Annotated in this window: 37 protein-coding genes and 4 pseudogenes; 27 read left to right on the forward strand and 14 right to left on the reverse strand. The window is 22.8% G+C overall.

Features of this window, described 5'->3' with window-relative positions; all coding sequences use genetic code 4:
* The first annotated feature begins 151 nt into the window (after positions 1-151).
* The 5 genes from AAHM78_RS01330 (at position 152) to AAHM78_RS01350 (ending at position 3,736) form a co-directional block, all read left to right on the forward strand.
* A complete protein-coding gene (locus AAHM78_RS01330; protein WP_342253050.1) occupies positions 152-868 on the forward strand; it encodes an IS1595 family transposase in 717 nt (238 codons plus the stop codon).
* A gap of 431 nt (positions 869-1,299) precedes the next feature.
* Positions 1,300-1,719, forward strand: a complete 420-nt coding sequence (locus tag AAHM78_RS01335) for a hypothetical protein (protein WP_342254112.1) — start codon at positions 1,300-1,302, stop codon at positions 1,717-1,719.
* Between the two features lie 245 nt (positions 1,720-1,964).
* Entirely contained in the window at positions 1,965-2,147 is a 183-nt protein-coding gene (locus tag AAHM78_RS01340) for a hypothetical protein (RefSeq protein ID WP_342254113.1), read from the forward strand.
* A 316-nt stretch (positions 2,148-2,463) separates the two neighbouring features.
* Positions 2,464-3,180: an IS1595 family transposase gene (locus AAHM78_RS01345; protein ID WP_342254114.1), complete on the forward strand. Its 717-nt coding sequence runs from the start codon at positions 2,464-2,466 to the stop codon at positions 3,178-3,180.
* Between the two features lie 193 nt (positions 3,181-3,373).
* The gene (locus AAHM78_RS01350; protein WP_342254115.1) at positions 3,374-3,736 is read left to right on the forward strand and encodes an ERF family protein; all 363 of its coding nucleotides are present in this window, start codon (positions 3,374-3,376) and stop codon (positions 3,734-3,736) included.
* On the opposite strand, the gene AAHM78_RS16575 is transcribed toward AAHM78_RS01350, so the two are convergent.
* From AAHM78_RS16575 to AAHM78_RS01360, 3 genes are read right to left on the reverse strand one after another with little or no spacing between them, the layout of a single operon-like run.
* Positions 3,728-3,874: a transposase gene (locus AAHM78_RS16575; protein WP_425289775.1), complete on the reverse strand. Its 147-nt coding sequence runs from the start codon at positions 3,872-3,874 to the stop codon at positions 3,728-3,730. The two genes, AAHM78_RS01350 and AAHM78_RS16575, sit on opposite strands and share 9 nt — an antisense overlap.
* A 12-nt stretch (positions 3,875-3,886) precedes the next feature.
* The gene (locus AAHM78_RS01355; RefSeq protein WP_342254967.1) at positions 3,887-4,102 is read right to left on the reverse strand and encodes a hypothetical protein; all 216 of its coding nucleotides are present in this window, start codon (positions 4,100-4,102) and stop codon (positions 3,887-3,889) included.
* A gap of 50 nt (positions 4,103-4,152) precedes the next feature.
* A complete protein-coding gene (locus AAHM78_RS01360) occupies positions 4,153-4,545 on the reverse strand; it encodes a transposase family protein (protein ID WP_342252838.1) in 393 nt (130 codons plus the stop codon).
* 75 nt (positions 4,546-4,620) lie between these two features.
* Between AAHM78_RS01360 and AAHM78_RS01365 the strand changes: the two are divergent.
* Positions 4,621-4,770: pseudogene (locus AAHM78_RS01365) on the forward strand (transposase); the annotation flags it as partial.
* Positions 4,771-5,092: 322 nt separating this feature from the next.
* Here AAHM78_RS01365 and AAHM78_RS01370 read toward each other — a convergent pair.
* Positions 5,093-5,260, reverse strand: a pseudogene (locus AAHM78_RS01370) (Rid family hydrolase); the annotation flags it as partial.
* 69 nt (positions 5,261-5,329) lie between these two features.
* On the opposite strand from AAHM78_RS01370, the gene AAHM78_RS01375 reads away from it, so the two are divergent.
* The 8 genes from AAHM78_RS01375 to AAHM78_RS01415 all read left to right on the forward strand — a co-directional run bounded on the left by AAHM78_RS01375 (position 5,330) and on the right by AAHM78_RS01415 (position 9,530).
* Complete coding sequence (locus AAHM78_RS01375) at positions 5,330-5,722, forward strand: transposase family protein (RefSeq protein ID WP_342253635.1); 393 nt, start codon at positions 5,330-5,332, stop codon at positions 5,720-5,722.
* Positions 5,723-5,781: 59 nt separating this feature from the next.
* Entirely contained in the window at positions 5,782-6,147 is a 366-nt protein-coding gene (locus AAHM78_RS01380) for a transposase family protein (protein ID WP_342254958.1), read from the forward strand.
* Positions 6,148-6,328: 181 nt separating this feature from the next.
* The gene (locus AAHM78_RS01385) at positions 6,329-6,889 is read left to right on the forward strand and encodes an IS1/IS1595 family N-terminal zinc-binding domain-containing protein (RefSeq protein ID WP_342254116.1); all 561 of its coding nucleotides are present in this window, start codon (positions 6,329-6,331) and stop codon (positions 6,887-6,889) included.
* 216 nt (positions 6,890-7,105) lie between these two features.
* The gene (locus AAHM78_RS01395) at positions 7,106-7,498 is read left to right on the forward strand and encodes a transposase family protein (RefSeq protein ID WP_342252835.1); all 393 of its coding nucleotides are present in this window, start codon (positions 7,106-7,108) and stop codon (positions 7,496-7,498) included.
* Positions 7,499-7,500: 2 nt separating this feature from the next.
* Positions 7,501-7,923 carry a transposase family protein gene (locus AAHM78_RS01400; protein ID WP_342254969.1) on the forward strand — a complete coding sequence of 141 codons (423 nt, stop codon included), beginning with the start codon at positions 7,501-7,503 and terminating at the stop codon, positions 7,921-7,923.
* A gap of 2 nt (positions 7,924-7,925) precedes the next feature.
* The gene (locus AAHM78_RS01405) at positions 7,926-8,117 is read left to right on the forward strand and encodes a hypothetical protein (RefSeq protein ID WP_342253137.1); all 192 of its coding nucleotides are present in this window, start codon (positions 7,926-7,928) and stop codon (positions 8,115-8,117) included.
* Positions 8,118-8,235: 118 nt separating this feature from the next.
* Positions 8,236-8,427 carry a hypothetical protein gene (locus AAHM78_RS01410; RefSeq protein WP_342254117.1) on the forward strand — a complete coding sequence of 64 codons (192 nt, stop codon included), beginning with the start codon at positions 8,236-8,238 and terminating at the stop codon, positions 8,425-8,427.
* 905 nt (positions 8,428-9,332) lie between these two features.
* Positions 9,333-9,530, forward strand: a complete 198-nt coding sequence (locus tag AAHM78_RS01415) for a hypothetical protein (RefSeq protein ID WP_342254118.1) — start codon at positions 9,333-9,335, stop codon at positions 9,528-9,530.
* A 122-nt stretch (positions 9,531-9,652) separates the two neighbouring features.
* Here the strand turns inward: AAHM78_RS01415 and AAHM78_RS01420 are convergent, their stop codons facing one another.
* From AAHM78_RS01420 to AAHM78_RS01450, 7 genes and pseudogenes are all read right to left on the reverse strand, one after another.
* Positions 9,653-10,891, reverse strand: a complete 1,239-nt coding sequence (locus AAHM78_RS01420) for an IS256 family transposase (protein ID WP_342254970.1) — start codon at positions 10,889-10,891, stop codon at positions 9,653-9,655.
* Positions 10,892-11,147: 256 nt separating this feature from the next.
* On the reverse strand, positions 11,148-11,507 hold the full coding sequence (locus AAHM78_RS01425; RefSeq protein WP_342254119.1) for a hypothetical protein: 360 nt from the start codon (positions 11,505-11,507) through the stop codon (positions 11,148-11,150).
* 179 nt (positions 11,508-11,686) lie between these two features.
* A complete protein-coding gene (locus tag AAHM78_RS01430) occupies positions 11,687-12,070 on the reverse strand; it encodes a hypothetical protein (protein WP_342254120.1) in 384 nt (127 codons plus the stop codon).
* 4 nt (positions 12,071-12,074) lie between these two features.
* The gene (locus tag AAHM78_RS01435) at positions 12,075-12,857 is read right to left on the reverse strand and encodes a hypothetical protein (protein ID WP_342254121.1); all 783 of its coding nucleotides are present in this window, start codon (positions 12,855-12,857) and stop codon (positions 12,075-12,077) included.
* A gap of 240 nt (positions 12,858-13,097) precedes the next feature.
* On the reverse strand, positions 13,098-13,412 hold the full coding sequence (locus tag AAHM78_RS01440) for a hypothetical protein (protein WP_342254122.1): 315 nt from the start codon (positions 13,410-13,412) through the stop codon (positions 13,098-13,100).
* Positions 13,413-13,630: 218 nt separating this feature from the next.
* Complete coding sequence (locus AAHM78_RS01445) at positions 13,631-14,272, reverse strand: transposase (protein WP_342254123.1); 642 nt, start codon at positions 14,270-14,272, stop codon at positions 13,631-13,633.
* 324 nt (positions 14,273-14,596) lie between these two features.
* Positions 14,597-14,746: pseudogene (locus tag AAHM78_RS01450) on the reverse strand (transposase); the annotation flags it as partial.
* A 75-nt stretch (positions 14,747-14,821) separates the two neighbouring features.
* Here AAHM78_RS01450 and AAHM78_RS01455 point away from each other — a divergent pair.
* Both AAHM78_RS01455 and AAHM78_RS01460 read left to right on the forward strand, forming a co-directional pair.
* On the forward strand, positions 14,822-15,214 hold the full coding sequence (locus AAHM78_RS01455; RefSeq protein ID WP_342253760.1) for a transposase family protein: 393 nt from the start codon (positions 14,822-14,824) through the stop codon (positions 15,212-15,214).
* Positions 15,215-15,273: 59 nt separating this feature from the next.
* Positions 15,274-15,639 carry a transposase family protein gene (locus tag AAHM78_RS01460; RefSeq protein ID WP_342254971.1) on the forward strand — a complete coding sequence of 122 codons (366 nt, stop codon included), beginning with the start codon at positions 15,274-15,276 and terminating at the stop codon, positions 15,637-15,639.
* On the opposite strand, the gene AAHM78_RS01465 is transcribed toward AAHM78_RS01460, so the two are convergent.
* Together AAHM78_RS01465 and AAHM78_RS01470 are read right to left on the reverse strand one after the other, a co-directional pair.
* On the reverse strand, positions 15,631-15,852 hold the full coding sequence (locus AAHM78_RS01465; protein WP_342253259.1) for a transposase: 222 nt from the start codon (positions 15,850-15,852) through the stop codon (positions 15,631-15,633). The genes AAHM78_RS01460 and AAHM78_RS01465 overlap by 9 nt on opposite strands.
* Before the next feature lie 381 nt (positions 15,853-16,233).
* A pseudogene (locus AAHM78_RS01470) lies at positions 16,234-17,337 on the reverse strand (IS256 family transposase); the annotation flags it as partial.
* A gap of 74 nt (positions 17,338-17,411) precedes the next feature.
* Between AAHM78_RS01470 and AAHM78_RS01475 the strand changes: the two are divergent.
* Both AAHM78_RS01475 and AAHM78_RS01480 read left to right on the forward strand, forming a co-directional pair.
* Positions 17,412-17,771, forward strand: a complete 360-nt coding sequence (locus tag AAHM78_RS01475) for an IS1/IS1595 family N-terminal zinc-binding domain-containing protein (protein ID WP_342254022.1) — start codon at positions 17,412-17,414, stop codon at positions 17,769-17,771.
* Positions 17,731-18,372 (forward strand): transposase, encoded by a 642-nt coding sequence (locus AAHM78_RS01480; protein WP_342254124.1) that lies wholly within the window; start codon positions 17,731-17,733, stop codon positions 18,370-18,372. The genes AAHM78_RS01475 and AAHM78_RS01480 overlap by 41 nt, the downstream gene beginning before the upstream one ends.
* A gap of 18 nt (positions 18,373-18,390) precedes the next feature.
* On the opposite strand, the gene AAHM78_RS01485 is transcribed toward AAHM78_RS01480, so the two are convergent.
* Positions 18,391-18,609 carry a hypothetical protein gene (locus AAHM78_RS01485; protein ID WP_342254125.1) on the reverse strand — a complete coding sequence of 73 codons (219 nt, stop codon included), beginning with the start codon at positions 18,607-18,609 and terminating at the stop codon, positions 18,391-18,393.
* Positions 18,610-18,817: 208 nt separating this feature from the next.
* Between AAHM78_RS01485 and AAHM78_RS01490 the strand changes: the two genes are divergently transcribed.
* The 9 genes from AAHM78_RS01490 (at position 18,818) to AAHM78_RS01530 (ending at position 24,576) form a co-directional block, all read left to right on the forward strand.
* Positions 18,818-20,185 carry a hypothetical protein gene (locus tag AAHM78_RS01490; protein ID WP_342254126.1) on the forward strand — a complete coding sequence of 456 codons (1,368 nt, stop codon included), beginning with the start codon at positions 18,818-18,820 and terminating at the stop codon, positions 20,183-20,185.
* Positions 20,186-20,356: 171 nt separating this feature from the next.
* Positions 20,357-20,560 (forward strand): hypothetical protein, encoded by a 204-nt coding sequence (locus AAHM78_RS01495; RefSeq protein WP_342254018.1) that lies wholly within the window; start codon positions 20,357-20,359, stop codon positions 20,558-20,560.
* A gap of 142 nt (positions 20,561-20,702) precedes the next feature.
* Positions 20,703-21,095 (forward strand): transposase family protein, encoded by a 393-nt coding sequence (locus AAHM78_RS01500; protein ID WP_342253189.1) that lies wholly within the window; start codon positions 20,703-20,705, stop codon positions 21,093-21,095.
* Positions 21,096-21,154: 59 nt separating this feature from the next.
* Positions 21,155-21,520 carry a transposase family protein gene (locus AAHM78_RS01505; protein WP_342254972.1) on the forward strand — a complete coding sequence of 122 codons (366 nt, stop codon included), beginning with the start codon at positions 21,155-21,157 and terminating at the stop codon, positions 21,518-21,520.
* A complete protein-coding gene (locus tag AAHM78_RS01510; protein WP_342254017.1) occupies positions 21,507-21,641 on the forward strand; it encodes a hypothetical protein in 135 nt (44 codons plus the stop codon). Before AAHM78_RS01505 ends, AAHM78_RS01510 begins: the two co-directional genes overlap by 14 nt.
* A 226-nt stretch (positions 21,642-21,867) precedes the next feature.
* A protein-coding gene (locus AAHM78_RS01515; RefSeq protein ID WP_342253571.1) for an IS3 family transposase occupies positions 21,868-22,985 on the forward strand; the annotation gives its coding sequence in 2 pieces (ribosomal slippage) (positions 21,868-22,111 and positions 22,111-22,985; 1,119 coding nt in all).
* 167 nt (positions 22,986-23,152) lie between these two features.
* Entirely contained in the window at positions 23,153-23,725 is a 573-nt protein-coding gene (locus tag AAHM78_RS01520; RefSeq protein ID WP_342254127.1) for an IS1/IS1595 family N-terminal zinc-binding domain-containing protein, read from the forward strand.
* A 33-nt stretch (positions 23,726-23,758) separates the two neighbouring features.
* The gene (locus AAHM78_RS01525) at positions 23,759-24,151 is read left to right on the forward strand and encodes a transposase family protein (protein ID WP_342254128.1); all 393 of its coding nucleotides are present in this window, start codon (positions 23,759-23,761) and stop codon (positions 24,149-24,151) included.
* A gap of 2 nt (positions 24,152-24,153) precedes the next feature.
* Positions 24,154-24,576: a transposase family protein gene (locus AAHM78_RS01530; RefSeq protein ID WP_342254973.1), complete on the forward strand. Its 423-nt coding sequence runs from the start codon at positions 24,154-24,156 to the stop codon at positions 24,574-24,576.
* Positions 24,577-24,588 lie beyond the last annotated feature (12 nt).

Genomic DNA, 24,588 nt, shown 5'->3' on the forward strand with positions numbered 1-24,588 from the left:
ATTATTTTAGGAAATTATCCCTGCATGTACTAGTGTGGAGGAAAAAATGAATTGAAATGAATTCAATAGCATATTTCAAACTGAAAACGATTGTTTGAAATATATAGCGAAGTTTAAAACAATGAAATGCATCAGGTGTGCTTCTTCTAGTTTGAATGCTTCTGATTTGAGAAGAATACGATGTTTGAACTGTAACCAAACATTTAGTATTCTTTATGGAACCATTTTTTATAAGTCACAGACCCAAATGACATCTTGGTTTTATCTCATCTTTAGATGAATAAACACAAAGCATGGCATACCAGCAACCGATGTTGCAAGGGAATTGGGTGTGACCTATAAAACAGCTTGAAGAATGTGTCATGAAATCAGGACTAGAATTGGAAATCAAGATGCAGGTTTCATTGTTGATGGCACAGCACAGATGGATGAAATGTATCTTTCACATTTAGGTTTTAAAAAACAAGGAAGATCCTTGTTGAATAAAACTTTGATTGTTGGAGTTTATGAGAAAACCAGCAACAAACTAATTGTGAAGGTTCTGAAAAATGCAGATGAAAAAAACCTTTTAAGATTTGCATTGAAACACATTTTTACTGAGTGCTGTCTATTTACGGATTCTTGGAAGGGATATGTAAGTTTCAAAAACTTCTATCCCAAACATGAAATCGTAAATCATGAAGTTGGGTATGTGTCACCAACAGGTGTAAACACAAACCAGATTGAATCAGCATGAAAGCACATCCGACGAACTTTCCGAACACACATAAGAGTTTCAAAGCACAATATTCATTTATATGCAAAAGAATCAGCATATAAATTCAATAACATACCTAGTTTTGAAACTGTAATTTTGTGTTTGATTTAAATACATGCGGGGATAATTTCCTAGGTAGGCTTTTATCTCCATTTATGTGATAAAATTTAAAAATAGTACATAAAGGGATAAAAGCCTTATTTTATTAAACCAGCACTTTATTAAAGTAATTAATTATTCCATAACTAAATAAAAATTATTTAGGCTATTGTGCTGGAATTAACCAATAGTAATTTTTGTCATGCTCTTTTACAACTTGATATTTTTTGGTTCCCTTCCCCTAGAACCCCTACCCTCCAAGGCTTTGCTACTTACAGTAGCATAAGCCTTACGTATAGTAGATAAGTAATTAGTAGAAGTATATAAGCCTTTTATCACTGTAAGTGATAAGGCTTATACATAGAAAGGATACGTAATGATTAATGTTAATTTAGATATTAAAAATAAAATTAAAGAAACAACTAAAGGTATGTTATTAGAAATTGGTGAATATGAAACATGATTTCCTATTAAAGATACTATTATTGATGAAAAAAATAAAAAAAGCATTAAAAATAATTGAAGATTTTTATTATAAATTAGGTAAAAAATCAATAACAAAAGATATTGAAAGTGTTAAAGGTAGTGATATTTTAAAATATATTAAAAATATTCCAAATATTACTAGAAATGAAAATGAATTAATATCTTGTGAATTTTATGAACAATATAATTGTTATTATATTTTTAAAAATGATAAAAATCAAGAATGTTTTAAATATAACATTACATGAGAACAAGATATGAAAAGTTTTAAAATAAATAATTCCTATAAACATAATGATTTAGCAATAAATTATATTGTTATGCCAATGAAAGAAATAAATACTCATAATGAAAAAATATTTTATTTAAAGTATTAAAGGAAATTAATATGTTATTAAATGTTGAAAAAATAGAATTAATTAAAAATTTATGTAATGAAAAATTACTTAAAAATCAAAAATATATAGAAATTAAAGAAATATTAAAAATTATAGAAAGGAATGAATAATTATGGAATGTAGAGAATATAGAATTAAAGGTTCATGTGATATTTGTCATAAAAATTCATCATATGGAAATAGAACTTGTAATAAATGTTTTTATAAATTAATAGGTGAAAAAAATGAAATGTAATATTCATAATGAAAAATATATTTGAATTAGTGAAATAGATAATAGTTATTATTGTAATAAATGTATTGATGAAATGATTGAAGAAGATATGTATTTAACATCAAATCATTGAGATTACTTATATGAATATTATATTAATGAATTACAATTAGAAAATTTTAAAGGAGTGTAATAAATAATGAAAAATAAAAGTTTTCAAGAAATAACAAATAATTTACAACAATTTTTTCAAGATATTGAAAATGGTCTATATGGTGAAAGTATTAAAAATGCTTTTAAAAAAGAAAGTAGTGAATAATAATGTCACCTAAAAATATATCTAAAGAAGAATTATTAAATAAAATATGGAAATTATCCCTGCATGTACTAGTGTGGAGGAAAAAATGAATTGAAATGAATTCAATAGCATATTTCAAACTGAAAACGATTGTTTGAAATATATAGCGAAGTTTAAAATAATGAAATGCATCAGGTGTGCTTCTTCTAGTTTGAATGCTTCTGATTTGAGAAGAATACGATGTTTGAACTGTAACCAAACATTTAGTATTCTTTATGGAACCATTTTTTATAAGTCACAGACCCAAATGACATCTTGGTTTTATCTCATCTTTAGATGAATAAACACAAAGCATGGCATACCAGCAACCGATGTTGCAAGGGAATTGGGTATGACCTATAAAACAGCTTGAAGAATGTGTCATGAAATCAGGACTAGAATTGGAAATCAAGATGCAGGTTTCATTGTTGATGGCACAGCACAGATGGATGAAATGTATCTTTCACATTTAGGTTTTAAAAAACAAGGAAGATCCTTGTTGAATAAAACTTTGATTGTTGGAGTTTATGAGAAAACCAGCAACAAACTAATTGTGAAGGTGCTGAAAAATGCAGATGAAAAAAACCTTTTAAGATTTGCATTGAAACACATTTTTACTGAGTGCTGTCTATTTACGGATTCTTGGAAGGGATATGTAAGTTTCAAAAACTTCTATCCCAAACATGAAATCGTAAATCATGAAGTTGGGTATGTGTCACCAACAGGTGTAAACACAAACCAGATTGAATCAGCATGAAAGCACATCCGACGAACTTTCCGAACACACATAAGAGTTTCAAAGCACAATATTCATTTATATGCAAAAGAATCAGCATATAAATTCAATAACATACCTAGTTTTGAAACTGTAATTTTGTGTTGGATTTAAATACATGCGGGGATAATTTCCTAGGTAGGCTTTTATCTCCATTTATGTGATAAAATTTAAAAATAGTACATAAAGGGATAAAAGCCTAAAATATTAATAATTAGATTTAAAGAATTAGAATTTCAAAACTTAAAAGAATTTTGTAAAGAAAAAAATATAACTGTATCTGAATTTGTAAGAAATTTAATTAAAAATGCAATTAAAAAAAATAGAAAGAGTGATAAAAACGAATAATTTATATAAAAAAATACTTAAATTACAATTAGAAATTGGTAGTACACCTAAAAATGGTTTTAATAAATTTGGAAATTATAAATATTGATTATTAAGTGATATTTTTAATAAATTAAAAGTACTATGTAGAGAATGAAATATACTTATTTTACATTTAGATATTTCAGAAAATATGAATATAAATAAAATAGAAAATATTAAAGAATTTATAGATAAAAATAATAATAAAATACAAAATGTAACAAAAGAAATAGAAGTTTCATATCAAAAAAAATATTCAATTATTGATTTAGATAATAGACTTGGTGCAAAACTAAGGTAATTCAAAATTATATATTCCTGCTATTAAATTAAATCTTAATGCAAATCTTCGTATTTTATTGCGATATTTTAAACTTAAAATTTTAAAACGTTTTAGTTTAGCAAATACGTGTTCAATTTTAATTCTAATTTTACTTAAAGTTTTATTGTATTATTTTTGAATTGGTGTTAATTGATTGTATTTACTTTTTTTAAATGGCAAAAATGTATTTTTATGAATATTTTGTATACCTTGATAACCTGAATCAACAAAAACTTGTTTTTCTGGATGAATAAAAGTTTTAGATTTTAGAAGCAATTTAAAATCATGAATGCTTCCAAAACAAAAAGCAGTTGAAATAATTTTTCCATTGGAAATATCAATAATTATTTGGGATTTGAGAGAATGATGTTTCTTTTTACCTGAAAAAAGTAATTTTAGTTTTTTTTAATTCTTTCAATTGGAGTTTCAGTAGCATCAATAGCTAACAAATTATTATTAGTACCTTTATTTTTTGTTAAATCTTTTTTTCCAGGTAAATTAAAAATTCCGCTTTTTATTAAAATATTTTCAATTCAAAAAATATTACGAATGCAACTAGTATGACTAATATTATATCTTTTTGCAATAACTCTATAACTACTATAGTCTTTTCAATATTCTAAAGTCATTAATAAACGCTCTTCAATTACAATTTTATTTTTTCTACCACCACAATATTTTTGTTTAGACTCAGCAATTTTTAAAATTTCAAGCATTTTATAAAATGTTTGTGGCTTTATGCCGACTAAACTATAAAATTCTTGATCATCTTTATATTTTTTCAACATAATAACTATCACCTTTAATATTAATAATAATCGTTAAATTGTTAAAATTAAAGGTTTTGCACCAAGTCTAATAAAACCTTAAGTAAAATTAGAATTAAAATTGAACACGTATTTGCTAAACTAAAACGTTTTAAAATTTTAAGTTTAAAATATCGCAATAAAATACGAAGATTTGCATTAAGATTTAATTTAATAGCAGGAATATATAATTTTGAATTACCTTAGTTTTGCACCAAGTCTAATATTGAATATTATTTTTTGTTAATTTATAATTTATTTTTAAAATTAAGATTTATTTAGAATGTATTTTATTATTGTTTTAAGTATAAAATATTTAGAATTTTGAGAAAAGTGTGAAATTGTAGTAAGAATATTAAATTGGAAAGTGTAGTAATGTATCATTAAAAATGATATTAGTTTATTTTACTAATATCATTATTATATGAATAAAACTTTTTAAATTTGAAAGTACTTTTTCTAAATAAATCTTGACTTAATTTTATAGTTAAAAATTTAGATATGCAATAAAAAAATAAAATTAGAAAAATTATTTTAAATAAGCAATTGCTTCAATTTCAATTAATGCATCTTTGGGAATTCTAGCAACTTGAACTGCTGCTCTTGCTGGAGCGTGTGTACCAAATATTTCTTCATAAACTTTATTCATTTCAACAAAGTGATTTAAGTCTTTTAAGAAAATATTCACTTTTACAATAGACTTGGTGCAAAACCTTTAATTTTAACAATTTAACGATTATTATTAATATTAAAGGTGATAGTTATTATGTTGAAAAAATATAAAGATGATCAAGAATTTTATAGTTTAGTCGGCATAAAGCCACAAACATTTTATAAAATGCTTGAAATTTTAAAAATTGCTGAGTCTAAACAAAAATATTATGGTGGTAGAAAAAATAAAATTGTAATTGAAGAGCGTTTATTAATGACTTTAGAATATTGAAAAGACTATAGTAGTTATAGAGTTATTGCAAAAAGATATAATATTAGTCATACTAGTTGCATTCGTAATATTTTTTGAATTGAAAATATTTTAACAAAAAGCGGAATTTTTAATTTACCCGGAAAAAAAGATTTAACAAAAAACAAAGGTACTAATAATAATTTGTTAGCTATTGATGCTACTGAAACTCCAATTGAAAGAATTAAAAAAAACTAAAATTACTTTTTTCAGGTAAAAAGAAACATCATTCTCTCAAATCCCAAATAATTATTGATATTTCCAATGGAAAAATTATTTCAACTGCTTTTTGTTTTGGAAGCATTCATGATTTTAAATTGCTTCTAAAATCTAAAACTTTTATTCATCCAGAAAAACAAGTTTTTGTTGATTCAGGTTATCAAGGTATACAAAATATTCATAAAAATACATTTTTGCCATTTAAAAAAAGTAAATACAATCAATTAACACCAATTCAAAAAGAATACAATAAAACTTTAAGTAAAATTAGAATTAAAATTGAACACGTATTTGCTAAACTAAAACGTTTTAAAATTTTAAGTTTAAAATATCGCAATAAAATACGAAGATTTGCATTAAGATTTAATTTAATAGCAGGAATATATAATTTTGAATTACCTTAGTTTTGCACCAAGTCTAATATAGAACTTAGAGAAGATTTTAATATTTTTGCTTGTGCTAAAAATACAGATATAGCAAAAGCAAAAGGTAGTGCAGAAACTTATTTTAATTTTCACAAAAAATCTTGATATTACTTTTAATTTAAAATTAAAAGTAATATTTTTATATCAGGGGTGATTTTTTGTGACTAATAATGAATTAATTGATGTTTTAAAAAACAAAAAAGATGAAGAATTTATAAAAATTATTAGACATTTTAAAAATAGAATTAAACAAATTGAGAAAAAAGAAAAATTAGATGCAATTGATAAAAAATTTAAAGAAAAAGGAATTCAATGTCCAAATTGTAAATCTTATTGATGTGTAAAAAATGGTTTTAATAATAATAAGCAAAAATATTTATGCAAAGATTGTAAAAGTAGCTTTGATGCTTTAAGAAATCATTTTTTACATTGAAGTCATTTATCTCATGAACAATGAGATTGAATAATTTGATTGTCATTGTTAGGTCAATCTGCTTATACTATTTCTCAATTTGCTAAAATTTCAAAAACATCAGCATGATTTAATCGTCAAAAATTTATGAAATCATCACAATTAGCAAAAACACAAAAACCATTCACAAAATTAAAAGGTAGAATTGAAATTGATGAAACTTTTATCAAAGAAATTCATAAAGGAAATTTCAAAAATCCAGATGATCCAAGAAAAAAATGAATTAGACTTGGTGCAAAACTAAGGTAATTCAAAATTATATATTCCTGCTATTAAATTAAATCTTAATGCAAATCTTCGTATTTTATTGCGATATTTTAAACTTAAAATTTTAAAACGTTTTAGTTTAGCAAATACGTGTTTAATTTTAATTCTAATTTTACTTAAAGTTTTATTAGACTTGGTGCAAAACCTTTAATTTTAACAATTTAACGATTATTATTAATATTAAAGGTGATAGTTATTATGTTGAAAAAATATAAAGATGATCAAGAATTTTATAGTTTAGTCGGCATAAAGCCACAAACATTTTATAAAATGCTTGAAATTTTAAAAATTGCTGAGTCTAAACAAAAATATTATGGTGGTAGAAAAAATAAAATTGTAATTGAAGAGCGTTTGTTAATGACTTTAGAATATTGAAAAGACTATAGTAGTTATAGAGTTATTGCAAAAAGATATAATATTAGTCATACTAGTTGCATTCGTAATATTTTTTGAATTGAAAATATTTTAATAAAAAGCGGAATTTTTAATTTACCTGGAAAAAAAGATTTAACAAAAAATAAAGGTACTAATAATAATTTGTTAGCTATTGATGCTACTGAAACTCCAATTGAAAGAATTAAAAAAAACTAAAATTACTTTTTTCAGGTAAAAAGAAACATCATTATCTCAAATCCCAAATAATTATTGATATTTCCAATGGAAAAATGATTTCAACTGCTTTTTGTTTTGGAAGCATTCATGATTTTAAATTGCTTCTAAAATCTAAAACTTTTATTCATCCAGAAAAACAAGTTTTTGTTGATTCAGTTTATCAAGGTATACAAAATATTCATAAAAATACATTTTTGCCATTTAAAAAAAGTAAATACAATCAATTAACACCAATTCAAAAAGAATACAATAAAACTTTAAGTAAAATTAGAATTAAAATTGAACACGTATTTGCTAAACTAAAACGTTTTAAAATTTTAAGTTTAAAATATCGCAATAAAATACGAAGATTTGCATTAAGATTTAATTTAATAGCAGGAATATATAATTTTGAATTACCTTAGTTTTGCACCAAGTCTATTATAAAAATTTAAGTAATATCAGTAAAATACAATCAAGTTTAAAAGAATTTATTACTCATTATCATGGCATTGGATTTACCAATATTCAAAATTACCTCAATTTATGAAAATTTAAATACCAACATTATAAAATATCACCTTATGCAAAATCTGAAGCATTATATTTCAGTTTGTAAAAAAAATAAATCCCAAAATTAAATAAAATCAAATTTTAGGCCAGGTTGATGATTTTTTTTATTTCATCAAGAGTTTTTTTGAAAATTAAAAGAAACTTATGCTTATAGATATTTCTTAATGAATTTACTTTTATTAAGTGAAGATGAACTTGACCCAGATAATGATAGTGTTAATTTAATTCAAAATAATAAACCACAAAATAATTACGTTAATAATATAAAAACATCTAATGAAAAATGAGAACCAAGTGAAAAAAAATTAGATTATTTGGAAAAATATATGATTACAAATACAGTTTTATTTGATTAATGTATAAGAGAATATACGGAAAGATTAAATCCAAGTAATAATAAAGATTTTTTAATATTAATGGGTGAAAATTATTTAAAAGTATTATTTGATAAATTTAAAGAAATTCGCGAAAGATTTAAAAATTTAAAAAATAATAATAAAAATGAGTATAGAAATTATGAATAATTATTTACTTTCAATCGACCCAAGTATTAAAAATACGGGTTTTACATTATTAGAAAAAAAATATAAATATGATAAAAATTTAAATTATTGACCTACTAGAGAATATGTATATTGTGAAATTCATAATGATGATAATGTTTCATTAAAAATTATAAAAGAATGTAAAAATTGTTATGAAAATTAAATTATTTGAAAACCAATATTAATTAGTAGTTGTAGTTTTAAAAAATATGGAGTTTTAAATTTTGAAAGTGAAATATTTTTTAATAATATAAAAGATACCAATATTGATTTAATTATTGAACGTGGTACTTTTCATTCAAAAAATGGTATTGGTTATGAAACTCAAGAACATTTAAGATGTTTTATTGCTGGACAATTTAATAAATTATTAACAAAAAATATGTTAATAAGTCCTTCTTCGTGAAAGAAATGATATATAGATAATAATATTACTAATATTTCTTTAAAAAAATGAAATAAAAAAATAAGTGAAGATATATGTTTTTATTTAAATGAAAAATATGAATGAAATATAAAAATATCAAATCATGATGAAGCAGATAGTTTATTAATTGGTTGATATTATTTAAATAAGGAAAATAAATAATGAAAATAGAATTTGAAGTGGATATTTTTACAAAAAATGCAATTATTGAATCATCAGAAAATTTAAAAAAATTAAAACAATTAAATATATCAATTAATTTATGTAATTGTAAAAAGGAAGATAATTAATGCAAACACAAGAAAAAGTATTACTTAAATGTATTGTTAAAGATTGTAATAATAAAGTATTAGTTACTTTAAAAACTTTAGATTTAGAAGATACTACAATTCAATTTTTTAAAATGTGTAAAAAACATAAATTAGATTTTAATAATAAAATAAAAGAAATTAAAGAATATTATAAAAATAAATTAAATAATAACTAGAAAAAGAGATATAATGTAAATACAAACTTAATTATAATTTTTAAAATTATTTACTTTAATTTTAAAAGTATAAATAAGTTTGAGGCTTTTATGTAATCTGTGTATCTTTGTTTTACAAGGTACTAGTTTAGATTAATTCTGTCTTCAAATTTTATCATAAAATGAGCAATTGCTGTATTTCAATTTTGAATAGGCATTGTTCATTTTTTTGTTATATTTTCAATTGCTAAGTAAAATATTTTGAAAACTGCCATATTGTTAGGAAAAACTTTTTTATTTCTAATAACTTTTCGTAATTGACTATTAACAGATTCAATAGCATTTGTAGTATAAATTACTCTTTTAATTTCTGGTGGATAACTAATAAAAACCATTAAATTATCTCAATTTTTATATCAATATTTAGTAATTTGAGGATATTGTTTATTTCATTTATTTTCAAACGATTCTAAAGCTTGCATTGCTTGTTCTTCACTACATGCACTATAAATTGGTTTTAAATCTGTAACTAGAGATTTTCGATGTTTGTATGAAACATATTTTAAACTATTTCTAATTTGATGAACTATGCATAATTGAGGTTCGGTTTTAGGATAAACTGATTGTATTGCTTCTGACATGCCTGTTAAATTATCACTACAAGCAATAAGAATATCATTTAAGCCTCGATTTTTCATTTCTGTAAAATTAGATAATCAAAATTTAGAACCTTCATTTTCACTAATTCATAAACCTAAAACATCTTTTTTACCTTCTAAATCAACTCCTAGTGCTATATAAACTGATTTGTTAATAATCCGTTTATCTTGTCGTACTTTAACTACTATACAATCAAAATAAACAATCGGATAAATACTTTCTAATGGCCGATTTTGCCATGCTTTGACATCATCAATAACATCATCAGTAATTTGACTAATAACACTTTCACTAATATCTGCACCATGATATAACTCTTGCAACTGCATTCTAATGTCAGATACTGTCATACCTTTTGCATATAGTGAAAGAACTTGTTGATCAAAACCATCAAATCTTCTTTGTCTTTTTGGCACTATTACAGGAGTAAAATTACTATTACGATCTCGTGGTACATCAATTTCAATTTTACCGTCTTGAGTTATTAATTTTTTTGAAGTTATGCCATTACGAGCATTTTCACTATTACTATGTTGATTTTTTTCATATCCTAAATAATTTTGCATTTCAGAATTCAACATTTTTTCCACTAATCTTTTTGTTAATTCTTTATATAAACCTCCTTCTTTAAAAACTGTTGTTAAATCTTCAGTATTTTCTAGTAATAAATCTACTGCTTGTGATATTGGATCATTATTATTAATGTTTTGTTTGTTAACCATTTGTAACTCACTCTTTCTAGTCATTTAATTATATTTACTAGAATTAATTAAACATAGTTATTTTTGTAAGTTACACAGATTACTAAACATTACCTCAAGTTTAAAAGAATTTATTACTCATTATCATGGCATTGGATTTACCAATATTCAAAATTACCTCAATTTATGAAAATTTAAATACCAACATTATAAAATATCACCTTATGCAAAATCTGAAGTATTATATTTCAGTTTGTAAAAAAAATAAATCCCAAAATTAAATAAAATCAAATTTTAGGCCAGGTTGATGATTTTTTTTATTTCATCAAGAGTTTTTTTGAAAATTAAAAAATCTTTCTACTTGAAAATCTAATTTAGTTCCTACTTTATCAAGATATCTTGCAAATATAGCACCAGTAAGAATACTAGGAACTCCATAATATCAACTTTGTGCTTTAATAGGGTCTAATACTTTTAATTCTTCTAAATCATTAATCATATCTAATGTCAAATTATGAGAATTTACTTTTAAATTTGAATAATGAAATAATTTAAATATATTATTATCAAATACTGATTTAATTTGTTCATTATTTTCTTTCATAATTTCTAAATTAAAAGGTACTATTTTATTCATATATTCAATAAAATATTGATAAATATTATCTGGATTACAACTTTTTATTTTAATTCTTTTTTTAGCATTACCTAATGCAAATGTAATTGCTTGAAATTATTGTTGACTAAATTCATTTGCTTCTTCACATCATTCAATTGCTAAATCAAAACCTTTTATTTCACTACGAGAAAGACCTTTTAAAGGTATTCTATCATTACTATTAGAATATACACCCAAATTACTCTAATAAATGATTTACTACCTTTAAAACGAAAATCTGCTTGTTTATTTGGATATTTTAAAGTAAAATCTTTATAATCATTAAATCCAATTATTAATAAAGCGTTATATATTTCTTTAACTAAATCATTAATATCTTTATTTAATTTTCTAAAACAATATATAGCAATTGATTTATTAACTTTAATTGATATTGCAAGTAATATTGCTAATTCTTCTGCAATACTATATGTTTTACTTGAATATCTACTTCCGCTTAAATTATATTCACTATGAGTAAAATCACTTTTATTTAATAATCAATAACTAATTTCATGTAAATAAGTAAATTCTTTATTCATAATATTATTCCTGTAATTCTTCTAATTTTAAAAGTTGACCAAATCTTGTAGGGTCACTAACAATAGCAATTGTATCCTTCTGCATTTGTAAAGAAAGCATTATTCTACCATTAATATTATCTCAATCCAAAGTTTGAACCCCAGTGTTTAACTCACCATATAAAAATTCTTTACAAATAAAAGCAAATTTTTTAATACTTGTTTGACTTTCAAAATTATAATAAATTTTATATTTAGTATTTGTTTTAAAAATATATTTAATGTGATTTATATTAACTTTCGTTCCAACTTCTTTTCATTGTGGAATACTTGGAATTGGTTGTATTTTATTATCAACATATCTTTTATTTACAGCATCTTGTGGTTGTTCAGGGTCTCCTATATCAACAATTCTAGTATTATTTGAAATAATAATTCTTTTTTCTTTAGGTTGAATAATATTTGAATTATTAGGGTTTATTTCTCATAATGATTCACCACTACCACCATTAGCACTAATAATATCATCATCAATAGTAATATTTTTACCTGCTGTTAATTTATTTTGTTTAATAGTATCTAAATATCAACATTCTTCATCTATTTTTCTATCAACATATTCTTTAGTTGTAGCATCGCTTAAAAATGTAGGTGTACCAACATCAATTATCCTTTTACTATTAGCATCAATACCTTTATCATCTTTTGGTTTAATAAAATTAGGATTATCTGTAATAACTTCTCATAATGAATTATCAATATCTGTTTTAATTCCACTAGTATCAATATTAACAACCGGTCTTAACATATTTTGTGGATGAGTAATAGTAATCTTAGTTCTAATATCTAATGATTTTATATTATTATATGGTATATATGCATTTAATGGACTATCTTCACCATAATTTGAAATAAATTTATTAAATCAATTATTTTTTTGTGATTCTATACCTTTTAAATTAAAACCTTTAATATTTGGATATTCTTTAATTTTTCTTAAACAATTAAATACTTCTGGAGGTATAAAATATGGGTCATCTGGATTAGTTTAACTATAAGTTAATCCACCTTGACTAATTGAACCTTGACCACGTAAATAATCAACATCTTTAGTTAATAAAAATCTAACATAATGAGTAGTTGCTGTTTGAATATTATCTGTAAAATCAGTTGGTGTTATTTCTGGTCATTTTTTTGAAATAGTAAAACCACTTAAATAATCAATATTATTACTGGCTACAGATATTGCAAATCAAATTTCATTATCTGGAGTAGTTACTTTATCAAATAATAATTCATTAAAATATTTAGAATTTTTAAATTCTTCAATTATTATAAATAAAATTGGGTCTTTAATTGCCATAATAATTTACTCCTTAATGTAAAATAAAGGGTATTTAAAGCCTTTAAATTTTAAATTTAGTTGCTTTTTGTTTATCTTTTTCTGATAATTCTTTCTTTTTAGATTTTTGTAATAAAACAAAATTATCTTTTAATTTTCAAAAAAACTCTTGATGAAATAAAAAAAATCATCAACCTGGCCTAAAATTTTATTTTATTTAATTTTGGGATTTATTTTTTTTACAAACCGAAATATAATGCTTCAGATTTTGCATAAGGTGATATTTTATAATGTTGGTATTTAAATTTTCATAAATTGAGGTAATTTTGAATATTGGTAAATCCAATGCCATGATAATGAGTAATAAATTCTTTTAAACTTGATTGTATTTTACTGATATTACTTAAATTTTTATAATTTAATTCTTTATTTTCTTTTGATTTAAATTTCTTGAGAGTACATTTTGTTTGTTTAGCTACTGTATCATATAGTATTTGCATATCACAAACTATAATTGATTTTTCTTCGATAAGTTTAGATGTTAAATTTTCTTGTACTCATTTTTTTGTTAATCTTTTAGTATTTGTTGTTTGAGCATAAATATTTTTATTTTCATCAATTGCCATTTCAATACAACAGTTTAAATCTTTAGCATTTTCTTCAATTCATTTTTTTCTTGGATCATCTGGATTTTTGAAATTTCCTTTATGAATTTCTTTGATAAAAGTTTCATCAATTTCAATTCTACCTTTTAATTTTGTGAATGGTTTTTGTGTTTTTGCCAATTGTGATAATTTCATAAATTTTTGACGATTAAATCATGCTGATGTTTTTGAAATTTTAGCAAATTGAGAAATAGTATAAGCAGATTGACCTAACAATGACAATCAAATTATTCAATCTCATTGTTCATGAGATAAATGACTTCAATGTAAAAAATGATTTCTTAAAGCATCAAAGCTACTTTTACAATCTTTGCATAAATATTTTTGCTTATTATTCTTAAAACCATTTTTTACACATCAATAAGATTTACAATTTGGACATTGAATTCCTTTTTCTTTAAATTTTTTATCAATTGCATCTAATTTTTCTTTTTTCTCAATTTGTTTAATTCTATTTTTAAAATGTCTAATAATTTTTATAAATTCTTCATCTTTTTTGTTTTTTAAAACATCAATTAATTCATTAGACTTGGTGCAAAACTAAGGTAATTCAAAATTATATATTCCTGCTATTAAATTAAATCTTAATGCAAATCTTCGTATTTTATTGCGATATTTTAAACTTAAAATTTTAAAACGTTTTAGTTTAGCAAATACGTGTTCAATTTTAATTCTAATTTTACTTAAAGTTTTATTAGACTTGGTGCAAAACCTTTAATTTTAACAATTTAACGATTATTATTAATATTAAAGGTGATAGTTATTATGTTGAAAAAATATAAAGATGATCAAGAATTTTATAGTTTAGTCGGCATAAAGCCACAAACATTTTATAAAATGCTTGAAATTTTAAAAATTGCTGAGTCTAAACAAAAATATTATGGTGGTAGAAAAAATAAAATTGTAATTGAAGAGCGTTTATTAATGACTTTAGAATATTGAAAAGACTATAGTAGTTATAGAGTTATTGCAAAAAGATCTAATATTAGTCATACTGGTTGCATTCGTAATATTTTTTGAATTGAAAATATTTTAATAAAAAGCGGAATTTTTAATTTACCTGGAAAAAAAGATTTAACAAAAAATAAAGGTACTAATAATAATTTGTTAGCTATTGATGCTACTGAAACTCCAATTGAAAGAATTAAAAAAAACTAAAATTACTTTTTTCAGGTAAAAAGAAACATCATTCTCTCAAATCCCAAATAATTATTGATATTTCCAATGGAAAAATTATTTCAACTGCTTTTTGTTTTGGAAGCATTCATGATTTTAAATTGCTTCTAAAATCTAAAACTTTTATTCATCCAGAAAAACAAGTTTTTGTTGATTCAGTTTATCAAGGTATACAAAATATTCATAAAAATACATTTTTGCCATTTAAAAAAAGTAAATACAATCAATTAACACCAATTCAAAAAGAATACAATAAAACTTTAAGTAAAATTAGAATTAAAATTGAAAACGTATTTGCTAAACTAAAACGTTTTAAAATTTTAAGTTTAAAATATCGCAATAAAATACGAAGATTTGCATTAAGATTTAATTTAATAGCAGGAATATATAATTTTGAATTACCTTAGTTTTGCACCAAGTCTAATTAATTCATTTTCTTCAACAGAACGATTATCTTTGGTTTTAAAACTACCTGAATTAGTAAATTGTTTAATTCAATTATAAGTAGCTGCCCTTGTAACGTTATATTCTTTAGCAAGACAAGACACTGACTTACCACTTTGATATAAAGCTACTATTTGTTTTTTAAATTCATCTGAATATGAGTTAATATTGGCCATAATTATAGTTCCTTTCTTTTAACAAATTTGTTCACTTGTCTACGTAATTAGTGTCCAATAAAGTGTAACCCATCCAATAGTTTCGATTTGTGTTCCTATTTCCTTAGTTAATATTTCAGTTACAGAGACTTCATTTATATCAGATATAATATTATTTTTTAATTTGTCATTAACTACAACTTTTGAGGGTTTATCTTTAACATCAATATCATTAGAAAATTTTATTGTTAATCCACCATGTCTTTGTTTATCATTTCCATTTTTATTTTTAAAAGTAGCGTTTGGTTGATTTAAAATATCTTCAATGGATTTATTTTCTAATAGAAAATTATATGTTTGTAGTCTAGTTTTGTCTGTCATTTTACAGTACTGGTTTACATTAATTTTATGTTCAAATTTTATCATAAAATGGGCAATTGCTGTATTTCAATTTTGAATGGGCATTGTTCATTTTTTTGTTATATTTTCGATTGCTAAGTAAAATATTTTAAAAACCGCCATATCGTTAGGAAAAACTTTTTTATTTCTTATAACTTTTCGTAATTGACTATTAACAGATTCAATAGCATTTGTGGTATAAATCACTCTTTTGATTTCTGCAGGATAACTAATAAAAACCATTAAATTATCTCAATTTTTATATCAGGATTTAGTAATTTGAGGATATTGTTTATTTCATTTATTTTCAAACAATTCTAAAGCTTGCGTTGCTTGTTCTTCACTACATGCACTATAAATTGGTTTTAAATCTGCAACTAGTGCTTTTCGATGTTTGTATGAAACATATTTTAAACTATTTCTAATTTGATGAACTATGCATAATTGATGTTCGGTTTTAGGATAAACTGATTGTATTGCTTCTGACATGCCTGTTAAATTATCGCTACAAGCAATAAGAATATCATTTAAGCCTCGATTTTTCATTTTTGTTAAATTTGCTAATCAAAATTTAGCACCTTCATTTTCACTAATTCATAAACCCAAAACATCTTTTTTACCTTCTAAATCAACTCCTAGTGCTATATAAATCGATTTGTTAATAATGCGTTTATCTTGTCGTACTTTAACTACTATACAATCAAAATAAACAATCGGATAAATGCTTTCTAATGGTCGATTTTGCCATGCTTTAACATCATCTATCACATCATCAGTAATTTCACTAATATCAGCACCATGATATAACTCTTGCAATTGCGTTCTAATATCTGATAATGTCATTCCTTTGGCATATCAAAGAAAGAACTTGTTGATCAAAACCATCAAATCTTCTCTGTCTTTTTGCAACTATTACAGGATTAAAATTACTATTGCGATCTCGTGGTACATCGATCTCAATTTTACCTTGTTGAGTTATTAATTTTTTGAACTTATACCATTACGAACATTATCACTATTACTATGTTGATTTTTTTCATATCCTAAATAATTTTGCATTTCAGAATTCAACATTTTTTCTACTAATCTTTTAGTTAATTCTTTTAATTTTCACAAAAAATATTGATATTACTTTTAATTTTAAATTAAAAGTAATATTTTTATATCAGGGGTGATTTTTTGTGACTAATAATGAATTAATTGATGTTTTAAAAAACAAAAAAGATGAAGAATTTATAAAAATTATTAGACATTTTAAAAATAGAATTAAACAAATTGAGAAAAAAGAAAAATTAGATGCAATTGATAAAACATTTAAAGAAAAAGGAATTCAATGTCCAAATTGTAAATCTTATTGATGTGTAAAAAATGGTTTTAAGAATAATAAGCAAAAATATTTATGCAAAGATTGTAAAAGTAGCTTTGATGCTTTAAGAAATCATTTTTTTACATTGAAGTCATTTATCTCATGAACAATGAGATTGAATAATTTGATTGTCATTGTTAGGACAATCTGCTTATACTATTTCTCAATTTGCTAAAATTTCAAAAACATCAGCATGATTTAATCGTCAAAAATTTATGAAATCATCACAATTAGCAAAAACACAAAAACCATTCACAAAATTAAAAGGTAGAATTGAAATTGATGAAACTTTTATCAAAGAAATTCATAAAGGAAATTTCAAAAATCCAGATGATCCAAGAAAAAAATGAATTGAAGAAAATGCTAAAGATTTAAACTTTTGTATTGAAATGGCAATTGATGAAAATAAAAATATTTATGCTCAAACAACAAATACTAAAAGATTAACAAAAAAATGAGTACAAGAAAATTTAACATCTAAGCTTATCGAAGAAAAATCAATTATAGTTTGTGATATGCAAATACTATATGATACAGTAGCTAAACAAACAAAATGTACTCTCAAGAAATTTAAATCAAAAGAAAATAAAGAATTAAATTATAAAAATTTAAGTAATATCAGTAAAATACAATCAAGTTTAAAAGAATTTATTACTCATTATCATGGCATTGGATTTACCGATATTCAAAATTACCTCAATTTATGAAAATTTAAATACCAACATTATAAAATATCACCTTATGCAAAATCTGAAGCATTATATTTCAGTTTGTAAAAAAAATAAATCCCAAAATTAAATAAAATCAAATTTTAGGCCAGGTTGATGTTTTTTTTTATTTCATCAAGAGTTTTTTTGAAAATTAAAAGTTAATTCTTTATATAGACCTCCTTCTTTAAACATTGTTGTTAAATCTTCAATATTTTCTAGTAATAAATCTACTGCTTTTGATATTGGATCATTATTATTAAGATTATCTTTTTTAGCCATCTGTAACTCACTCTTTCTAGTCACTTAATTATATTTACTAGAATTAATTAAACACAGTTATTTTTGTAAGTTACACAGATTACTAAACATTACCCAATTTTGGTTAAAACTTAACTAATTGTAAAATACACAAAATTTGATAACATATAACTGTTATCCAATATATAAGTTTTAACCCATTACTTTATTTTTAAAAGTAAATGGGTTTTAATTTTTAAAAGGAGACATTAAAATGACAGACAAAACAAAATCTCAAACATATAATTTTCTATCAGAAAATAAATCCATAGAAGATATTAAAAAACAAACAAACATTGAAGTTATAGAAAAAAGTAGACATGGTGGATCAAAATTTAAAATAATTGAAAAAATTACTGCTAATGATAAACAACTTAATGATGACCTATCCGAAAATATTGATGAAAATTTCGAAATAGTTGCTACTAATTTAACAGATAACGAAAAAGAACCAAAAACAAATAACGATATATTATCAAAATTGAAAAATTTATTACCGACTTCAATTTTAAATACAAAAGAAATATCAAAATTACAAACAACAATTCAAGAACAAGCAAAAGACATTCAGAAACTTAAAAAACAAATTGAAGAATTAAAAAAAACAAAAGAAAGTGATATTAATTTAACAAAATATACATATAATTCTGTAACAATTTATGATGAAAAACAAAGAAAAAAAACGGGAATTGAAAAAATTTACGAAGAAATTTTACCAATTAAAGATGAAATAATTTTTGTAACTACTCTTGTACATATTAATAATTCTATTACCGAAGAAGTGATTGATTTTCAAGAACTTACAAACGGTAATATTGAAGTCATGAAACAATTGAAAAAATATGAAAATATCAATAAATATAAAGATGATCTTCTCTTAATTGAACCAAATTCAAATCCAGAAAAAAATATTAAAATTGAACCTGTATCAATTAAAAAATTTTTAAGTGAACAAGAAAAAATATCAAACTGAAAAATATCAAAATCAGAATTAATAATATTTATTTCTCTTTCGTTATTAAGTATTACACTTTTAGCAATACCTGTTGCTGTACCAGCATTAGTCCCTATTATATCAACAATATTATGAGAAAAAACTTTAGTATCAATAGTAGGTATTGGTATTGCTTGAATTGTTAATAAAGGAATATGAACTATTGCAACAGAAAAAACAAAAAAAGTTGAAGTATGAATTAAACAAAAATTTTATTCATTAATTCGTAAAATACCATTTGTAAACAAAAGAAATCTTGGTAAAACTAAAGAAGAACTAGAAATTAAAAAAAATGTTGAAAAAAATATAGAAAATTTAACTAGTAATAAGTTAGAAACAAAATTAAAAACTCAATATGATATTTTAAAACAAGAATTAGATAATAGAAAAGATAAAAAACTAGACGAAATAATAAGTAATGAAACAATAAATCATAACTCAAATAGTATTTTAGAAAATTCAATTATTAAATCAAAAAATAATCATAATTTTGATTCATCTATACGAAATACAATAAATCAGCAAGAGCAACTGCCTTCAACAAGTTCAAATCATAACTGAAATAAAGTAAAATGCTTATTAACATAAGCAATAAGTAATAAATTTAATTAAATATTAAAGTCTTAATCACTATTTTTTAAAATAGTGATTATTCATTATTTATTACACATTTTTTGTTTGAAAAATATATAATTCTTCTTGGATATTTTAAGGATAGAAAAAAATATTCAAAAATATTGAAGAGAGGAATTTTACAATATGGAAAAATGAAGTCAAGCAAATAAAGATAAACGTGCAAAAGACGCTGAAAGAATAAACAAAGCATGAGGAGAAAAAAACGAACGTGAAAGACGAGAAAGAGTTGCTAATGCTCTTGGATTTGAAAAAGATAAAACAAAAGTAAACAGTGAAGCTTCAACAAGTAAAAGTCAAAGTTTTAGTAGTAAATCACAAAAAATGTAAAAAAATATATAAAGAGGTTGTAATTACAACCTCTTTATATATTTAAAATTGATTTTAAAAATATTATTTCATTAGACTTGGTGCAAAACCTTTAATTTTAACAATTTAACGATTATTATTAATATTAAAGGTGATAGTTATTATGTTGAAAAAATATAAAGATGATCAAGAATTTTATAGTTTAGTCGGCATAAAGCCACAAACATTTTATAAAATGCTTGAAATTTTAAAAATTGCTGAGTCTAAACAAAAATATTATGGTGGTAGAAAAAATAAAATTGTAATTGAAGAGCGTTTATTAATGACTTTAGAATATTGAAAAGACTATAGTAGTTATAGAGTTATTGCAAAAAGATATAATATTAGTCATACTAGTTGCATTCGTAATATTTTTTGAATTGAAAATATTTTAATAAAAAGCGGAATTTTTAATTTACCTGGAAAAAAATATTTAACAAAAAATAAAGGTACTAATAATAATTTGTTAGCTATTGATGCTACTGAAACTCCAATTGAAAGAATTAAAAAAAACTAAAATTACTTTTTTCGGGTAAAAAGAAACATCATTCTCTCAAATCCCAAATAATTATTGATATTTCCAATGGAAAAATTATTTCAACTGCTTTTTGTTTTGGAAGCATTAATGATTTTAAATTGCTTCTAAAATCTAAAAATTTTATTCATCCAGAAAAACAATTTTTTGTTGATTCAGGTTATCAAGGTATACAAAATATTCACAAAAATACATTTTTGCCATTTAAAAAAAGTAAATACAATCAATTAACACCAATTCAAAAAGAATACAATAAAACTTTAAGTAAAATTAGAATTAAAATTGAACACGTATTTGCTAAACTAAAACGTTTTAAAATTTTAAGTTTAAAATATCGCAATAAAATACGAAGATTTGCATTAAGATTTAATTTAATAGCAGGAATATATAATTTTGAATTACCTTAGTTTTGCACCAAGTCTATTTAATATTTTTGATACATGAGTTGAGATTACCGATGGTAAAGTAGTTATGTTATTAATAATTACCGATGACATAGTATCATTTCATGAATTGCTTTCCATATAAAATATCCTTTCAAAATAAAAACCTATTTGTTTAAAAATAAAACAATAGGTTCAAAACTATATTTAGTTTATAAAAATATTATAGTTAATAAATTTTTAAATATTAAATATTTCTATATTATGAAAAATAGAAAATAAAATTTTCAAGGTTTGGATAGGTTAAACTTTATTGGACACTAATTACGTAGACAAGCGAACAAATTAGTTAAAAGAAAGGAACTATAATTATGGCCAATATTAACTCATATACCGACGCATTTAAGAAACAAATAGTAGCTTTATATCAAAGTGGTAAGTCAGTGTCTTGTCTTGCTAAAGAGTACAATGTTACAAGAGCAGCTACTTATAATTGAATTAAGCAATTTACTAATTCAGGTAGTTTTAAATCTAAAGATAATCGTTCTGTTGAAGAAAATGAATTAATTAAATTAAGAAAAGAATTAAAACAGTTACGAATGGAAAATGATATTTTAAAGCAAGCAGCACTAATAATAGGCAGAAAATAGAGATTATTATCAATAATAAATGTAAATATAAAATTCGTACAATGTGTCGTTTTTTAAAGCTCTCTAAATCAACATATTATTTTAATTTCAAGAAAAAAGAAAAAAATCAAAATAATATGTATGATGAAGCTGTTATTAGTGCTTTTAAAGAAAATAAAGAAATTTATGGCACAAGAAGATTAAAAGTCATATTAGAAAACCAAGAAATTTATTTATCAAGACGAAAAATTAAAGAAATTATGAATAAACATAATTTAATATCAAAATACACTAAATTAAGACACAAAAATCATCATAATAAAGTCAATGATAGTCAAATAACTAATCTTGTTAATAGAAACTTTAAGAATAGGATTAAAAATGAAGTTATTGTTAGTGATTTAACTTATGTTCAAGTAAATGGTAAGTGAAACTATATTTGTTTATTAATAGACCTATTTAACCGCGAAATTATTGGACATAGTGTAGGCACTAAAAAAGATGCATCATTAGTATATGAAGCATTTATGCAATCAAATCGCTGTTTAAAAGATATTCAAATATTTCATAGCGATCGAGGTAATGAATTTAATAATAAAATTATTGATAAACTTTTACTAGCATTCAATATTACTCGCTCTTTAAGCAAAAAAGGATGTCCTTATGACAATGCTGTTGCTGAAGCAACTTTTAAAACTTTCAAAACAGAATTTATTAATGATAAAAATTTTAGATCATTAATCCAATTAAAATTAGAATTATTTGATTACATCAATTGATACAACAACATAAGAATCCACAGCACTTTAAACTACTTAACTCCAGTTAATTATCAAAAACAAATGTCTACCAAAAAATAGTCCTAAAAAGGGTTGCCATTCCAGTTATTTAAAATTTGTGTAATTTACTGAATAGTTTAAATTTCCAAAATACTTATCAAAAAAAACTTTTAATTTTCAAAAAAACTCTTGATATTACTTTTAATTTAAAATTAAAAGTAATATTTTTATATCAGGGGTGATTTTTTGTGACTAATAATGAATTAATTGATGTTTTAAAAAACAAAAAAGATGAAGAATTTATAAAAATTATTAGACATTTTAAAAATAGAATTAAACAAATTGAGAAAAAAGAAAAATTAGATGCAATTGATAAAAAATTTAAAGAAAAAGGAATTCAATGTCCAAATTGTAAATCTTATTGATGTGTAAAAAATGGTTTTAAGAATAATAAGCAAAAATATTTATGCAAAGATTGTAAAAGTAGCTTTGATGCTTTAAGAAATCATTTTTTACATTGAAGTCATTTATCTCATGAACAATGAGATTGAATAATTTGATTGTCATTGTTAGGTCAATCTGCTTATACTATTTCTCAATTTGCTAAAATTTCAAAAACATCAGCATGATTTAATCGTCAAAAATTTATGAAATCATCACAATTAGCAAAAAAACAAAAACCATTCACAAAATTAAAAGGTAGAATTGAAATTGATGAAACTTTTATCAAAGAAATTCATAAAGGAAATTTCAAAAATACAGATGATCCAAGAAAAAAATGAATTAGACTTGGTGCAAAACCTTTAATTTTAACAATTTAACGATTATTATTAATATTAAAGGTGATAGTTATTATGTTGAAAAAATATAAAGATGATCAAGAATTTTATAGTTTAGTCGGCATAAAGCCACAAACATTTTATAAAATGCTTGAAATTTTAAAAATTTCTGAGTCTAAACAAAAATATTATGGTGGTATAAAAAATAAAATTGTAATTGAAGAGCGTTTGTTAATGACTTTAGAATATTGAAAAGACTATAGTAGTTATAGAGTTATTGCAAAAAGATATAATATTAGTCATACTAGTTGCATTCGTAATATTTTTTGAATTGAAAATATTTTAATAAAAAGCGGAATTTTTAATTTACCTGGAAAAAAAGATTTAACAAAAAATAAAGGTACTAATAATAATTTGTTAGCTATTGATGCTACTGAAACTCCAATTGAAAGAATTAAAAAAAACTAAAATTACTTTTTTCAGGTAAAAAGAAACATCATTATCTCAAATCCCAAATAATTATTGATATTTCCAATGGAAAAATGATTTCAACTGCTTTTTGTTTTGGAAGCATTCATGATTTTAAATTGCTTCTAAAATCTAAAACTTTTATTCATCCAGAAAAACAAGTTTTTGTTGATTCAGGTTATCAAGGTATACAAAATATTCATAAAAATACATTTTTGCCATTTAAAAAAAGTAAATACAATCAATTAACACCAATTCAAAAAGAATACAATAAAACTTTAAGTAAAATTAGAATTAAAATTGAACACGTATTTGCTAAACTAAAACGTTTTAAAATTTTAAGTTTAAAATATCGCAATAAAATACGAAGATTTGCATTAAGATTTAATTTAATAGCAGGAATATATAATTTTGAATTACCTTAGTTTTGCACCAAG

Source organism: Spiroplasma endosymbiont of Zeiraphera isertana (assembly GCF_964030805.1).
Taxonomy (GTDB): Bacteria; Bacillota_I; Bacilli_A; order Mycoplasmatales; family VBWQ01; genus Spiroplasma_E.